The sequence below is a fragment of the Paenibacillus sp. 01T424 genome, assembly GCF_056398745.1.
Genome location: NZ_JBFTPZ010000053.1, coordinates 1 through 15741, shown reverse-complemented (window position 1 = coordinate 15741; position 15741 = coordinate 1). Strand labels below are relative to the sequence as shown.

At 41.0% G+C, this 15741-nt stretch carries 10 protein-coding genes and 2 pseudogenes; 5 read left to right on the top strand and 7 right to left on the bottom strand.

The annotated features are described in order from the left end of the window. Positions 1-6: 6 nt before the first annotated feature. Both AC1DPK_RS29190 and AC1DPK_RS29185 read left to right on the top strand, forming a co-directional pair. Positions 7-6597, top strand: a complete 6591-nt coding sequence (locus tag AC1DPK_RS29190; protein ID WP_477512446.1) for an Athe_2463 domain-containing protein — start codon at positions 7-9, stop codon at positions 6595-6597. 155 nt (positions 6598-6752) lie between these two features. Next, a complete protein-coding gene (locus AC1DPK_RS29185; RefSeq protein ID WP_441887177.1) occupies positions 6753-7625 on the top strand; it encodes a hypothetical protein in 873 nt (290 codons plus the stop codon). A gap of 160 nt (positions 7626-7785) precedes the next feature. Here the strand turns inward: AC1DPK_RS29185 and AC1DPK_RS29180 are convergent. After that, positions 7786-8312, bottom strand: a pseudogene (locus AC1DPK_RS29180) (tyrosine-type recombinase/integrase). 585 nt (positions 8313-8897) lie between these two features. Here AC1DPK_RS29180 and AC1DPK_RS29175 point away from each other — a divergent pair. The 3 genes from AC1DPK_RS29175 (at position 8898) to AC1DPK_RS29165 (ending at position 11235) form a co-directional block, all read left to right on the top strand. Further along, positions 8898-9701 (top strand): restriction endonuclease, encoded by an 804-nt coding sequence (locus AC1DPK_RS29175; protein WP_441887175.1) that lies wholly within the window; start codon positions 8898-8900, stop codon positions 9699-9701. Between the two features lie 134 nt (positions 9702-9835). After that, positions 9836-10390, top strand: coding sequence for a TIR domain-containing protein (locus AC1DPK_RS29170; protein WP_441887173.1), 555 nt, complete (start codon positions 9836-9838; stop codon positions 10388-10390). A 14-nt stretch (positions 10391-10404) separates the two neighbouring features. Beyond that, a complete protein-coding gene (locus AC1DPK_RS29165; RefSeq protein WP_441887171.1) occupies positions 10405-11235 on the top strand; it encodes a macro domain-containing protein in 831 nt (276 codons plus the stop codon). 269 nt (positions 11236-11504) lie between these two features. Here the strand turns inward: AC1DPK_RS29165 and AC1DPK_RS29160 are convergent, their stop codons facing one another. From AC1DPK_RS29160 to AC1DPK_RS29135, 6 genes and pseudogenes are all read right to left on the bottom strand, one after another. Continuing rightward, positions 11505-12170 (bottom strand): SOS response-associated peptidase, encoded by a 666-nt coding sequence (locus tag AC1DPK_RS29160; RefSeq protein WP_441887169.1) that lies wholly within the window; start codon positions 12168-12170, stop codon positions 11505-11507. A gap of 117 nt (positions 12171-12287) precedes the next feature. Next, positions 12288-12605, bottom strand: coding sequence for a hypothetical protein (locus tag AC1DPK_RS29155; protein WP_441887167.1), 318 nt, complete (start codon positions 12603-12605; stop codon positions 12288-12290). A 3-nt stretch (positions 12606-12608) separates the two neighbouring features. Beyond that, complete coding sequence (locus AC1DPK_RS29150; protein ID WP_441887165.1) at positions 12609-12776, bottom strand: hypothetical protein; 168 nt, start codon at positions 12774-12776, stop codon at positions 12609-12611. Further along, positions 12773-13666, bottom strand: coding sequence for an ATP-dependent DNA ligase (locus AC1DPK_RS29145; RefSeq protein ID WP_441887163.1), 894 nt, complete (start codon positions 13664-13666; stop codon positions 12773-12775). The genes AC1DPK_RS29150 and AC1DPK_RS29145 overlap by 4 nt, the downstream gene beginning before the upstream one ends. Beyond that, positions 13663-14508 carry a non-homologous end joining protein Ku gene (gene ku / locus AC1DPK_RS29140; protein ID WP_441887161.1) on the bottom strand — a complete coding sequence of 282 codons (846 nt, stop codon included), beginning with the start codon at positions 14506-14508 and terminating at the stop codon, positions 13663-13665. Before ku ends, AC1DPK_RS29145 begins: the two co-directional genes overlap by 4 nt. A 251-nt stretch (positions 14509-14759) precedes the next feature. Further along, positions 14760-15741, bottom strand: a pseudogene (locus tag AC1DPK_RS29135) (IS3 family transposase); the annotation flags it as partial.

Genomic DNA, 15741 nt, shown 5'->3' with positions numbered 1-15741 from the left:
GTAAAAATGAAAATAATATTTCGAAAGCAGCTGCGAGCGCAGTTGCTTTTTTTGTTGCTTGTTGTCGTTACTGTTACTTCAATACCATTTCAACCTCAGAGAGTTGAGGCGGGGGTATGTCCATCTCCTCCAAGCTACGGAACAAAGGCTGAAGGGATAATAAGCGTTTATAAAATTCCTAAAATGAGCTCAAACTGTAAAGCCCTTAACGAAAAGTATTTGCTTAATTCATTGAACATAGGTGAATCAGTTGTTGTATACGGTAGTCCTTCTGAAGTTTCAGGTAATGAGACGGACAAGAAGACTGGACAATATCGTTATCTTGGTTGGGATGCGAGCGGATCTGTTTATAGGAACTGGAGATTCCCACCAGACTCTAGTGCAACCGGCAGCGTAGCGAAAAATTGGATTAAAAAGCCATGGGCTCAACCTGAAGGCCAACGTAGAGGGTTGAAAGAATCTATAGATTTTACACGTAATCCTGAAGCTCCAGCGTGGTTATCTAAAATGGTAGATCCCTACAACAAACCATCTTACTCTTCTAATTTTATAACAAGCTATAATGCACTCAAAGGTGCAAGCTGGACTAGCGACACATTGCTCGATTACGCTATTATTCAACAAAAGCCAACTGATTTCACTCCTGGTGTTGTCCAAATGTGGAGCGAATGGACGGACGGTTCTTGGTGGTATGAAATCTTTACAATAAAACCTATGAAAACACTTGATATAAATGTCATTCCAGAGACAATCGATTTGGAAGTAACGAAGGTCGTACACCCCGACGCGGTCTATGTGAACCAAGCTACCTCAATCGTTGTCACCGTCAAAAATAATGGAAATAAAAATAGCGGCTCCTTCGTTGTGGGCCTATTTGGCAGTTCTCCTGAACCTACAAAGCCTATAAGTAACCTTGCTCCTGGTGCAAGCTCCACAGTAACATTTAGTACGAGCTTTGCGACTAGTGGTCTTAAGAAGTTGTCGGCCAAGGCTGACTTTAATGGCCAGATTACGGAAACAGATGAAACTAACAATACAAAAGCATTTCAAATTATGGTCAATAAGCTAAATGAGCCGACCACACCAATGGCCATCATATCACACGTTGAGGGAGATCATCGCACCGAGCCAGAGATAACAATTAAGCCTTCAGCAGATCCAAAACTTGATGATAAACTCTCTTATTCACCAGGGAAGGAAGCTATCACGATACGAGAATGGAAATATAAGAATCCGGCAGGTAAAACGATAGCGACCAAGCCAGCTGCCAAAGACTTTGCAGCTGAAGGAAAATATGTGGTGGAGCTGCGCGTAACAAATAGCGCTAAAAAGGTATCTGAGTGGGCGGAGCTTATAATAAATGTGGCCAATAAAGCAGTACCAACTCCGACTCCTTCAGCATCACCAGAACCAACGCCTACACCTAAGCCTGATTTAATAGCGGACATTGAATTTCAACCTTCAACTATCATTGCAGGTGAAAAGTCATCGCTTATTAATCGATCAAAAGGTTTGAATGGCTATACGTGGAAATTCACCGAAAACTTGAGTACAGTACTACCCAATAATACAGACTATGAGTTTATGTATAACACATATAATACTCCTGGCTTCTATACAGCTGAAATTATCGTAACTGATGAATTTGGTGGATCTCAAAAGGATACTGCATTACTTCGGGTTGTAGATCCCAAACCAGTAGCCATCGTATCAGGAATAACACGTGTGGTACAAGGGAGACCTCTAGAGCGGCCATACAACCTCTTAAATTCGTATACTCCTTTAGAGGATAGAGGCGAAAAAATTGATTTTAGCAAGTCAGAGATGCGTTATAAAAAAGTAGGCGATGCAGCCTATACAAATGGGTGGTTTACCGTAACGCCTGCTAATTTAGGTGAGTACAGCATCGAGGGTAGAGTTTATGATACAACCGGTAGAGTAAGTGATTGGGCGAATCTAATCATGGAGGTTATACCGGATGCACCACCAACGGTAGCAGTGATAGCGCCTGAAGAGTCTTATCGGGGTAATGGCTTTATGCTTTATATCGATGCGGAGAGTCCTGACGGTGACATTCTAAAGTATCTGTTTCTTGAAGAACGCTATGACCAAGATGGTGATGGAAACTTTGAGGAAGAAGCGTGGAAACCGCTATATGATGGGGCTTTTAAAACAACACATTCTGTCAACTACACGACCGTTGGTAAGCGGCAATATCGCGCCTCAGTAACTGAAGACTATGGAATGAAAGGAAATTCAGGAATTGTCACGACCGATATTCTGAATTATGCTCCTTCAGTTAACTTTAACGTGTTTGGAATTACGCAGCAGCCAGGGCAGGGAGAAGACAGCGGCCCACCAATAACTAACTATTCGACGCAATCGATATTACGTTCGTGGACGGCTAAGACGCCATACAAAGGCGGAAATGCCCAAAAAGCGGCATGGAAAGCGGATGCTACTACACTATCGACAAAAAATGGAGTATACGCAAACTTTTCTGTGGGATACCCAAACTCAGGAAATGGAGCGAACTCACGAACAAAATATCAGCTTGCTGCAGATATTGTTGCTAAACCCACTTGGAGTGTGCCAATTACAGAAATATTATTCAACAAGGTTTTCGGTGGGAACCGGCTATATTCTTATAATCAAAATTATAGTTTGCCAAACTATCCCTATACATTTTATGAACGAAATTCAATTACAGGTGAGCTTTTAAGGACGGTTAATTTTGATACACCTTCTGGCTTCACACTTATGGAAATTGACGGAGATGAAATCTTCTACTTTGCAGATAGAAGTCAAAATGCAGCCAACCCATATTTAGTGGTCATTGCGCGGTACGATAAAAATGGTGTGTATCTTGATTCCATTCATTTGCAATCTAGTTTAACATCACCTAGCGGACTAGGCAGCGGAATTGGGCCGGCTCTTGTCCAAATCTCATCTAATGGCGAGTATATGTATGTAGCTAGTAAATTCTCGTATGATGTGCCAGAGCAATATAATTATAATTACAATAATCAATTGCGAATTTTCAAATACTCCTTAAAAACGAAAAGCTTAGTGTGGGAAGCACCAGGGGAGAACTTGGATCGAGGATTTATTTCAAACATTAACTTGACCGAAGATGATAACGGAGATGCATACTTCACGTATAACTTTGAAGATCGCTATTCTTCTGGTTTAGGAGGAGTGAGAGGTCTCGTTGTACAAGTGAAAAAAAATGGTGTAGCTCGTACCGTTACTGTAGGGGGTGCAATTGGACTATCWGCGGCTTCCATATCTGATTCAAAAAGATTTGTATATGTAAATTATGTGTCCATGGGTAGCAGTAAAACAGGTACTACTATGTTTGAGGCAATTGAGAGCGGTACTGACTATTACGGTGAAGAAATATTTAAGAGCGCTTTTGGAAGAAGGGTTGTCAGTTACGAAAGTTCACATCCATTAGGTTATTCAGATGTAGCACCCAATGCAAATCCAATCGTATTTTCCAATTTATTGACGTATTCCCAAGGTAGAACGCACGAATCGTATAATGCATTTTTTAATTACTATGGAGACCAACACGGCGGTTTTCAAGGTGTAGATTATGGTTCAAACCTTGGTAAAATATTTATCAATCAATACGATCAGATTATTTATCCTGTGTTTATGGGTGTGGGAAGCTCTTGGGGTGATGCTGATGCACCTAAAAAAATATGGTCCGTTTTGTATAATGCAACAACCAATAGTGTCATTGCCCAGACACCATATTCCGGACCAGAACCAGGAAATAATCAAAAGCAATCAGGATCATCAACACCTATTTTACCTGATGGCWCCATTTATGTTTTTTACGAAAAAAATGTCATGCCGTTTGTTTCAGCTAACGCAAATGGTTCAATCAAAGAAATAGATCCGAATACAGTTGAAATTACTAGCGATGATTGGGGCGGAATGCTCTATGATGCAGGAAGCTCGATGAAAAACTACGCCTTAGAATTTCATGCGAATGTTAGTGATATAAGAAATGACAAGGTTATCGGAGCTGCTTTCCAGATCCAGAATGAAAAGAATATGTATGCTATGGAGTGGAGCAAGAACACCCTATCGTTATTCCGTGTGGTTAATGGTGTGAAAACGTTATTGCAATCTACACCTATGACACGGACTGCGTTTAACACGTATCCGATTAAAGTAGAATCGGTTAATGGCATCCAGCGTGTATATGTGAATTATGCGAAAGTACTAGAGGTTGCCGATGGTACGTATTCAAAAGGTTTTGCCGGTTTAATGTCGTTAGGACAGTCGAATGCTGTTTTCTCCAATGTTAAGAAACTAAATTATGGTGATATGTACACCGAGGAGAAATATGAAGCTGTACTAATCAATGAAACGATTACCTATGACAAAATCTTCTCCGATATAGAGGAAGATCCTAAGATACTAGAAGAGTGGACGTACAGCCACAACCCTAATATTTTTGAGAATCCTGAAGGGATGAGCATGTATCATGGACAGACACGTTCAACAACTTTAAATTCACTAGAGAAACCTGGTGTTTACGAGATTAGCTACAGAGCGCAAGATAATCCAGGTATATCATCCTATCGTAAATGGTCGGAGCCGGTCACTAAGCTACTATATGTCCATCGTAGACCAATTGCACTGCCTGATGCGCGGTTCACAGGTTATGTGTATGGTGAAGGTGAAGCAATTGATTACGATACCTTTGATACCTCTTACGATCCGGATATCCCCAATCGCCTGCTTGATAAAGTGTTCCGCACACGCTGGGCGGATGAAACAACGTGGACAGCCGGTAAACGGACAATTTATAGCCGTCCAGGTGTCGAACTTATCATTCAAGAGCAAGTAAAGGATCTTCATGGGGCTTGGTCATATTGGGCGCAGCAAGTTATTTACAAAGACGCTTTACCGCCTGTGAACCAAACCAAACCAGTAATGACCATAACCTATCCAGGAGGAACCTCAGCGGCTGCTCCTACGGTACTCGTAAAAGAACCGACGATAACCTGGACCTATTACGATGCAGAGAATGATCCACAAGAGCAGTATCGCTTATCACTAACATATACAGATACAAATGAGGTTGCGTTGTATATTGATTATGCAGGATTAGAGAAAAGCTTTAAGGTAATGGATGGTATGATCAATCCTGGACGTGTTGTACGTGTACAAGGGCAGGTCTACTCAAAGGGTGCTTGGTCAAATTTAAGTAACATCCGCTACTTTGTGCTGGATTTACCGCCAGATACGCATTTACTCTCGTATAACGGAGCTAATGCAGATAATCCGGTCTACACCAACATTAATCGACCGCAGCTGCGCGTATTTACCATTGATCCGGAGAACCATCCAATTACCGCAATAGATTATGAAGTTTATCGCGTGTCGGATGGTGCAAGAGTGGTTGATACGAATGCCACGGTTGCTGCAGCAAGCTATACCACAACAGCTCTAGCAGACGGATTATATTACTGGAGAGCCAGGGCAAACGATGGTTTTCTATGGGGACCATATTCTTCAAATGGTTATTTCTTTGTGGATACCGTTAAGCCTGCAGATGTAGATGAGCAGTTGGAGGTTGAACCGACAGCCGTAACGGTGAAGTTTAATGCCTTTAGCGATGCAGCTCCGTCCTCTGGCCATGCGACACGCACATTCTATCTACAAAAGGTAAATAGTAATGGCAGCGTGACGAATATTGACTTAAATCAAGATGGCACAACAGAGTACAGTATACCGATTTCCCTGCAGGCGAAATCATATCGTGTGTCTGGACTAGTGGCTGGCCAAGAGTACCGGTTGACTGTGCTAGATTATGACGTAGCCGGTAACGAGGGTTATTATGCCTATATTCATTTCAGTACGAACCGAGCACCGACAGCTGACTTTGATTGGTCACCTAAGCCAGTGTATGAAGGGGATCTTGTAACCATAGCATCATCTGTCAACGATGAGGATGGAGATCCGTTGTCAGTGGCGTATGAACTCACAAGTCCATCGGGAGCTAAGCGGAATTTCAGCTATACGCTTATACGTAGCGGTGCATCTTATCCGAAAACAGGGCCGGTGCTGCAGCTAATGGAAGTTGGAAACTGGAGCGTCAAACAAACAGTAAGTGATGGCATTGCAGATCCCATTATCGTGACGAAAACAATGCAGGTTCTCGCATTGGGAATTACGGCAGAAGTAGTGCATACGGAAGAGTGGGAAGCAAATCGACTGCGATGGAATGAAGTAAAACCGAAGGAATTGCGAAGTCCTTCAACCTTTTGGGCGGGTGAACGTTTTGTTCTTAACGCGAGAACAACAGATACCGGCGTTAGTACCACAAAGGCGACCAAGGTCGAAGTAGCAGCGGAGCGAATAGGCAACACAAGCTTAGCATCTACCGACAAAAAGGCATGGAGTGGTTATATAGGTGCTGAGCAAGCTAAGGTTAAGTTAGAGTCATTACAAGATGGGGACTATATATTCCATTTTAAAGCCACGTATTCGAATGGCGTGGTGAAGGAGACGGATGTAACCATACAGATTAAAGATAATTGGACTGCATTTTTTGAATTTCATAAAGCTTGGTAATTTGGTTAGAAGGCAGTACTGCCCGTAATATTAACAGTACTGCCTTTTCTTTAAATTAATTTAGAAATAGAGGACAAATAAATCATTTATAGAATATGACAAAGAGTTACAAAAAAATACAAATGAAGAAATCGCAGAAAGTGGAGGAAAGTTAAATGCTAGATGTACAGCAACAAGCTAATACGGATACTAGAAATAGATGGGATAGTTGGTCTTCTTTAAGAAAAATGCATACTGAGATATGGGATAAACTAAGTGTTTCACACAAACCGTTATCAGGCAGAGCTTTATTATTAGGTGCAGGAAATGGGAATGATGTGGATATTCAGAAACTTGAGTCTCTGTTTGACGAAATAGTTATTGTTGATATTGACCCAGACGCTCTGAATTGTTTTATGGAAAAAGTTAAACAGCCTGATAAGTTTAAAAGTATGCAACTTGATTTAACGGGATTCGCGAATCAAGTGCCTGACTTGAAGAACATGTCTGAACCCGAAATTATTGGCCTAATAAATACATTGAAACCAAATTCAGAATTGGCATCATTAACAGGGAAGTTTGATTTCATTATGGGTTGTAATTATACTACACAATTGATTGGACCTAAGTTTATGATGCATAACCAACAGAGTGGAAGTACATATGTTGTGGCTGTTAATCAATTCACAGTGAAAGTACTCGAGAATATTTTTTATCATTTACGCAACCTCCTAAAAGATGATGGATTGCTTTTACATTCTACGGATACTTTTGAAATGCATACTAACTCAGCAACTGGCTATTCTTCACCAGCAACAAAACCTATTATGGAAGCAACGAAAGGAGATTTGTCGAAATTATCGGAAATTGTACCAGTCTTTGGTTCATTAGCTGCTCAAAGCTTAACGATTTCCGGAAGTGTAATGACGACAGTTATGATGATTGGACTAGAATTTAAGAGGCTATTTATTATACCATGGCACTTTCAAAGAACAGCTACAATTGAAAGAATATATATCAATTTTCTCACTGCGTTTACAAAGAAATAAAATGGATACAGAATACAGAAAAAGCAACCTTTAGATTTCTGAGGTTGCTTCTTGGTGGGCGCTGCAGCTTTTAGGCTGAAGCACCCTTTTTTTGATTTTCATAATGGTAACCGCAGATAGATTATTCGATAACTCATGGGCATAGCGTTTTTTCAGGGTCCTATGCGATCTCATCTTTAGGTTCGTAATAAGCAGTGAAATCCGGAACGCTAATATTGCCACATGGATTACATAGGTCATAGGATGAGCTTAAATCAATGCCCCAAAGGCTAACGTATTTATCCGTCATTCGGGTTGATGTGTGACCCATGATACGTGATAATGCGATGGTATTTCCTCCATTGACTACCCAAAGCCTTGCAAAAGTATGTCTAAACGTATGAGGACTTACCCGCATACGGTCAATATCTAAATAGCTACCTAATAATTTGCCGGTTTTACGCAGAGCATCTCGTATGGATGATGATGCTAAGGCTTTTTATAGCGTGAGGCAAACAAGTAATCGTCTCGTTTAATGCCATATTTGTTGATGTAATTCAGTATCAGCGTGGATAGCTCACGAGAGAAGGGAACTTCGCGTTCCTTGTTACCTTTCCCTAGCACTAGCATGATCCTTTTGTTATGATCAAGCGAATAAACATGCAGGTTGGTTGCTTCCGAGATTCTTAGGACTGTACTGGCCAACATAAAGATTAACAGAGCCATCCGTTCTTTATATTGTGGTGTTGTTCGTATTTCTCGGACGGCATTGATGTTAGCTTGTAATTGTTCTGCAGAAAAACCTTGAATGACCGATTGTTTTTTAGGAGGCTTCCGAATCCCCTTCACTAAATCACCATTATATAAGTTCTTCTCCGCAAGGAATAATCCAATTTGTCTTAAACAATAGTAATGTTTCAGACGTGTTCCTGTAGAAAGCGGTTGGCCATTATGATAATTTGGCCGCTCACAAAGCCAGGCTAAATACTCGCGTGAAACACTAACACTTAGTTCGAGTACACTATAGCCTCGACTATCGCAAAACCTACAAAACTCACAGAATTGAGATACAAAATTTCGAATCGTTTCGGTTACAAATCCTTCACTAATTAACCATTTTTTAAAATCATTTTCCAGTTCGATCATTTATGCCTCCATTGATATGAGAATAGATAGAATGCTTCCAAATTTAACAGAAATATAGTAAGATTCTACTACATTTGCATACGTGTGGGCATATTTTCCTGTTTTAGAAATGGATAGACAACATAAAACGACAAAGGGGCAAGACAGATGGCCAGGCGCAGAAGAAAAAAGGAAGAGTTAGATCCATTACAGGCATTTATACTGCTACTCATGATTGGGGCTGGATGGGGAGCCTACTCGCTTACGAAATCGATTGTAGCTGCAGGGATTGCTGCCGGTGTAATTTTTGCGGGCTACGCCTTTATTATCTTCTCCATAAATCAAAAACAAATCGAGCGTTTAAAGAGATCCGGCATTGCAGAAATCGATAAGATGGAGGGGCGACAGTTTGAGAAGTATTTGGGTCATCTTTTTAAAGCACACGGTTATGCTGCAGAAGTTACACAAGCTGCAGGTGATTACGGTGCAGATTTAATCATCTCAAAAGCTGGAAAGAAAATCGTGGTCCAGGCGAAGCGTTATAGCAAAAATGTTGGTCTAAAGGCCGTGCAAGAAGTACATACAGCATTGAATCATTACGGAGCAACAGAAGCGTGGGTTGTTACCAACAGTGATTATACAGAGCAGGCGTATACATTGGCCAAATCTAACGGCGTTCGTTTAATCATGCGGCAGCAGCTGATTGAGTTGATGTTAGCAATAAATCCTGAACAGAAGGCTCCAAGTTCAAAACAGATTACCCAACAACCAGAACTTGAAAATGAAGTCGCAGTGAGCAACGAGAATATGGAGCCTGAAGATCTGGACTGCCCCCAGTGTGGCTATTTACTTGTAAAACGTAATGGGAAACGGGGAGAGTTTTATGGCTGTTCCAATTTCCCTAAATGTCGACACACTATGGAAATTATAAAGAAGCTATCGGGCAGTTTAGTTGAAAATCAATCACGTTGAACCGTATAAGATACTCTTACACAGAGAATTAAGTAGTGATAATAGATTTGAGAGGTCGGAGTAGACGAGTTTTATGTTTAATAATGAACGAGTAAACAGGTGAAAATAATACTTTATATTAGGAGGATTAACACATGGCAAATCGGACAGGAACCTATGTTGCTTTTGATGGTTTAGGAGAAAAAGATCCTACAAAGTCTGACTTTAGATATTATTCCACTATTCAAGCATGGAGTGCAAACAAAAACATCAAGTTTTCGTTAACTAACAGTCATGAGAAAACGGATGCAGTACGCGATACAAGTAAACGGACAACTCTATATGCGCGGATTCAGGAACGACTTAAATCATCAAAAAACATGCTCGTCATCCTTACCAAAAAGACTCGTTTTACCGGAAGCGTTTTATCCTATGAGATAGAGCAAGCCATAGATACATACAAAATTCCGCTTATTATTGCATATCCCGAGTTTTCATCCATTTTGAATGTAGAGAGCCACAGTGACATATGGCCAAAGGCGCTTGCCGAGCGTATCAATAATACTGGTGTAGAGGCTATCCATATCGCATTTGCTAAGGATTGCATTATGGATGCTATTACGCGTTTTCATGTGAACGGTGAGCATCTTAGTGATGGGAAGAATTATTACAACCGTGACGCGCAAATCAAATGGGGCTTAATTCGATAAAGGAGCAGATGCGAATGAAAGTCTCGTTTTTTGATAAAAAGATACTACATACTTTCTACGGCTTTCTAAGCGTGATAAGCGTTATCACCTCTATTGTCTTTCTCTTTGTTGAAATAGAGCCCAAAAACAAGGCGCTCATTGGTGGAGGGACACTGATATTGCTGGTCCTTGTTTACATCGGAATTTGGATTCATGCCAATTTACGTCGGAGCATCAAACTAACGATTAACAACTCAGAGGTTGAGGTGAAGTTTGGTGATTTATTCTCTGAGGAAGCTGACCTGAAAGCAGTTGCTTTTAATGAATATTTCGACACAATGGTAGACGAGAAAGTTATTTCAAGCACTTCCCTCAACGGAATATATATCAAAAAATTCTATTCGGGAAATGTAAATACTTTAGACGACATTATCTCTTCTGACAACCATTTACCAGAGATGATCGCCTCCACAAACGAGGGAAGGACTATTGGAAAGAAAACTCAATATAAACTAGGAACAATATGTATGGTAGACGATTATCTCCTTACGGCGTTCTCTCGTTTCGATGCTAGTAATAAAGCGTACCTCGAGATAAACGACTACATAAGCTGCCTTTTAAATTTCTGGACTGAGATAGACAGAGTCTATGCTGGGAGAACAGTAGCCCTACCCGTTTTGGGATCCGGGATCACACGCTTTAAAGGATACGAGAATATATCAGATCAAGAATTGCTCGAACTCATTATATTGACATTTAAAGTGAGCCGCATAAGATTCACGTTTCCTTCTACGGTGAAGATCGTAGTCTGGCAGAAAAAACAAGAAAAGATAAACCTACTTTCGCTTAAGGATTTAGAATCGTGAAAGAATATTATTAACATAACTATTAAAAATGGTTAATGCTCAAAATTCTGAATTGACTCTCTATAGATGCTGGTGTTACCGTGCTTGATATAATCGTAAACGAAAAAGAAGGAAAAAAATTGCATAAGCACTACTCACCTATCTCGAGCAATGTAATTTAAAATCAACTAATGATAAACAATAGCTCAACTTAAAACGTTTGCACTCGTTGTTTCAATTACTAGGTTCTTATAAATTTTTTTTTGGAGAAACCGATGATACTAATGGGGCTATTTGGAGTTCAAAGGAATTTCCTTTATTAAGGATTCATCTGAATTTTTAACGTTTCCTACATCTCTTGAGACTGGATATTTCATCATTTCGTCGGCAGGAAATGGTTTGAGAAATTGTGAGACGTCTTCCATTTCGGGATTTAACCAGCCATGTATATCCGTTAATATGACCGGCATACGATCATGCACATCTGAAACAAGCTGATTCGGCGTAGTCGTGATAATGGTACAGGTTGAAATGGGTTCCCCATTAGAGTCTCGCCAGGTATCATAAAGTCCAGCAAAGGCATAGACAGCTTTTGTTTTCATCTGAAATCGATAGGGCTGTTTTCCTTCACCTTCCTTACGCCACTCATAAAATCCGTTACTTGGGATCAAGATTCGGTTTCGTTTTAACAAACTGCGAAATGCTGGCTTTTTCTCGATTCCTTCAGCTCGTGCATTTATCATTTTATAAGCTATTTTAGGATCTTTGCTCCAAAAAGGAATGAGTCCCCACCTAAATCCTGAGAGTACCCGTTTTCCTTCTTTAAGAATAATGCCTGGTACGATTTGTGTAGGGGCAACATTATATCGCTTAGTATATTCATAGTCGGTTTCAACTATGGCAAAGGTGTTAATGATCTCATCGAGCTCTGAGGTTATCGTGTATCGTCCACACATGCATAGATCCTCCTAAATGATTATTCCACATACAAACGCAGCCTTGGTTCATTTTTACGCAACCCACGGCTGCCATTGTATTTATAATTGTAGCCGGTCATACGTTTATAAAAACAACTATTCCATTTTTTCGTTATTTTCTATGTATTCCTTCGCCTTATTTAACGTATCTACAATTCGACCTGATTCGTGTTCGAGCCAATTTGACGCCATTTCAGGATCAATATTGCCAAACATAACATTCCCAATGATATGATCCAATTCGTCAGATGCTTTATCCAGTTCTTTAACCAATATTTCTTGCTCCGTTTCTTTTAATGCTAATATGGATGTTCCACAGGTAATACAAGAGTAATCTAAAAGGTTGTCAATCGGGATCTCATTCTTATTATTGCAACCAATACATGTGACCGTTAAGGTTTCTTGCTTCAACATGCTTTAAACTCCTTCTAAATTATCAATTTCATACTCCACGATGTGTTTGAATTTTCCGCTGCTCATGATTTTTTCAAATATCCATTCGACTTCTACATTTCTATCCTTAATACTCCGGACTTTTCCGACTTTTTTAGCGCCTCGCACACGTACATAGTCGCCTTCTCTCATCCATTGCCACTCCCAAATCCTAATAGCTTTGGCTGCCGTAAGATACCGGAGTCGCTAAATTCTAAAGCGGTAACCCTGCAGGAGAAGGGGATGCTAAGCCATCTAACATCTGATTTCTTCATGCCGGCAGACAATACGGGGAAGGGACACTCTCCAGGATGCTGCTCCATAAATTGCTTCAGCACCTTTTTGGAAGCCGCATCTATACCCGATACGTGGCCAACATATCGATCCTCGAACCGCAATACCAGGCTAGATACATATCCTGACTTTAGTTTTATTCCAACGACTTCAGCAACGATCCGAACTTCTTTTCTTTTTTTATACCAGTATCGATGCTTTTTAGCTTCAACATAGGGGCTGTCTAGCTTTTTGGATATGATACCTTCCCACTCATGAGTATTAACCCAATCCCATAGTGCAGGTCCATCATATACCAGGTCAGTAACAAATAACCTTGGCTGTTTTGTTGGAAGCCTTGCTGTAAGTCGCTCATATCGCTCCCTGAAGGGGAGAGAGCGAATATCTTGTCCATCATCATAGAGCATATCGAAAGCTACAAAAATCAGATTGTCATCATATTTCTTACGGCTAACCCCGATCAGGACGCGCTGAAAGTTTGGTCGTGTACCGTCAAAGTAAGCAATTTCTCCATCAAGTACACAGGCACCGATTCGTAGCGGTTTCAAAAGTTCTACGATCTCAGGAAATCGATCATTGCGGAGTTCTACGCGCTTTGAAAATATTTCTATGCCACCTACGCCGTCAAGTCTCACCAGAGTACGCACACCGTCCCATTTGATTTGATAGCCCCAGTCTGGACCGGTAGGTATATCCGGTGAAGTGATTGGGGCCATTGGTACGCCAGGCAGAACCATAATAGGAGTCATGATACGTTATCCTTAGATTTCGCAGCGTTTTTTCGTTTCCTAGTGGGCGGAGAATTATCAGTCACAGGCTTAGTTGAATCTAGGCTTGCTTGTAGAGCAGCCAGGAGATCAATTACATTTGATCTATCTTCTGCTGCAGGAGCAGTAACAACATCTATACTCTTACCGGTGATCTTTTGTTCAATGAGATCAAGAAGGGATATCCGATAATCGTCCGTATATTTGCTCGGTTCAAATTTCTCACTCAGCTGCTCCACAAGAGCTTTGGCCAATGAGAGTTCTTTTTCGTTTATAACGGTTTGTGATGGAAGATTTGGGACTTGAGAGAGCGAGCGTATCTCGTCCGGATAAAACATGGTCTCCATACAAATGCAGTTGTTGACGGCGCGGATCGCCGCAAGACTGCTTTTACTGCGTATGGAAATTTTGGCTATGCCAATCTTGCCAGTCTGTTTGATCGCCTCCAGCAGCAGGCTGTAGGCTCCAGCGCCTGCCAAATCAGGGGCCAGGTAATAGGCTTTTTGAAAATAAAGGGGATCAATATCCTGTAGATCAACGAAATCCAATATCTTAATTGTTTTCGCGGCTTCATTCTGGAAGCGTTCGAGCTCTTCTTCTTTAATAATTACATATCTGTCTTTTTCAGACTCAAAACCTTTTACGATTTCAGCTGGATCAATTTCTTTGTCGCATTGCCTACATGTCTTTATATAGGAAATAGGCATACCACATTCTTTATGTAGGCTCCGGAAATGAATATCTTTGTCTTCGGTTGCGGTATACATTTTAACCGGCACATGTACCAGGCCAAAGCTGATCGCGCCTTTCCATACCGTATGCATGTCTGTCACATCCATTATTTTTCAATTAGAATGCTCCGGTTTCAGAAAAGTATTCAGATATTCATCATACTTTTTGCTTACGAATTGCTGACTTATCAAGCAAAGCTGAGTGTTAATCTTAAAATGATAGATGATTCAAATTAATCGTTCTTAGAAATGTTAATAGGTATTTGAAAATGAAAGCAGAGAGGAGGAGTTAGTTGAGGGGACTGACCCCCATTTGTGAGACAGGGATCAAAACACCTTCAAGTTTAAACGGCCAGTCGCCTGTAATCAATCGGCGACTGGTTATTTAGTTTCGTTTGAATACGAATTGCGTTATAGTAAGTGATGTAGTCTCGAACGGTCTGTTCAACGATTGCAGTCGTTGTATGGCTCAACCCTTCGAGGTAGAACGTTTCAGACTTTAGTGTGGAATGAAACGATTCAATGGGGGCATTATCAGCGGGCGTTCCCTTGCGGGACATGCTTCATGGTAATGCCTTTTCCTTTTACAGCTTCCTGATACCCCAGCGACGTGTAGACGCTGCCCTGRTCGCTATGSAGRATCGCACCAGGCACAGCTGGYAATTGATTRAGTGTATCYAGGACAAAGKCCGTRTCTTGYGTATCGGATAGACTGCTAGCTACGATCTCYCCGTTATATAAATCGAGGATGCTCGATAGGTACATCATTTTTCCRCCGAATGGTAAATACGTAATATCCGTGACGAGTTTATGCATCGGTGCTTCAGCTTGAAATTGCCGCTTTAAYAGGTACTCAGCTACATAAGCAGGCTGCCCTGTWTGCTTTCGTTTCTTKACTCTGACTCGACATTGWAGCTGCTCACATTGCATGATTCGTTGTACGCRCTTGTGATTAATCTTGTGCTTTTTTCGAAGCAGTGCAGTAATCTTTCGGTATCCGTAACGGAATTTATGCTCAGTGCAGAGTTCTCGAATCTCTTCAACCATGCTRTCCAATGGMCGAGTTTYGTTTTTTGYTCTCCATCGGTAATAGGTAGCACGTGGCACACCCAGCCATGMACAAGCTTTGGTGATCGTAACTTCCCCGTGAATCAACTCAACCAGTTCAACTATGATTTTTGGTGACAACTCCTTTCCATTTCCTTGTACTTTTTTAGCACATCTATTTGTTGCTTTAAGAACCGATTCTCCGCCTTTATTTGCTCCAGTTCCGAGGTAAACTCAGGTCCTTTACCCCAGTTCCGAGGTAAACTCAGGTCCTTTACC

What these genes read in the sequence shown, in the direction of transcription:
- AC1DPK_RS29185 (WP_441887177.1), top strand. Translation starts at nt 6,753, where the DNA reads ATGCTAGATGTACAGCAACAAGCTAATACGGATACTAGAAATAGATGG.
- AC1DPK_RS29175 (WP_441887175.1), top strand. Translation starts at nt 8,898, where the DNA reads ATGGCCAGGCGCAGAAGAAAAAAGGAAGAGTTAGATCCATTACAGGCA.
- AC1DPK_RS29170 (WP_441887173.1), top strand. Translation starts at nt 9,836, where the DNA reads ATGGCAAATCGGACAGGAACCTATGTTGCTTTTGATGGTTTAGGAGAA.
- AC1DPK_RS29165 (WP_441887171.1), top strand. Translation starts at nt 10,405, where the DNA reads ATGAAAGTCTCGTTTTTTGATAAAAAGATACTACATACTTTCTACGGC.
- AC1DPK_RS29160 (WP_441887169.1), bottom strand. Translation starts at nt 12,170, where the DNA reads ATGTGTGGACGATACACGATAACCTCAGAGCTCGATGAGATCATTAAC.
- AC1DPK_RS29155 (WP_441887167.1), bottom strand. Translation starts at nt 12,605, where the DNA reads ATGTTGAAGCAAGAAACCTTAACGGTCACATGTATTGGTTGCAATAAT.
- AC1DPK_RS29150 (WP_441887165.1), bottom strand. Translation starts at nt 12,776, where the DNA reads ATGAGAGAAGGCGACTATGTACGTGTGCGAGGCGCTAAAAAAGTCGGA.
- AC1DPK_RS29145 (WP_441887163.1), bottom strand. Translation starts at nt 13,666, where the DNA reads ATGACTCCTATTATGGTTCTGCCTGGCGTACCAATGGCCCCAATCACT.
- ku (WP_441887161.1), bottom strand. Translation starts at nt 14,508, where the DNA reads ATGCATACGGTATGGAAAGGCGCGATCAGCTTTGGCCTGGTACATGTG.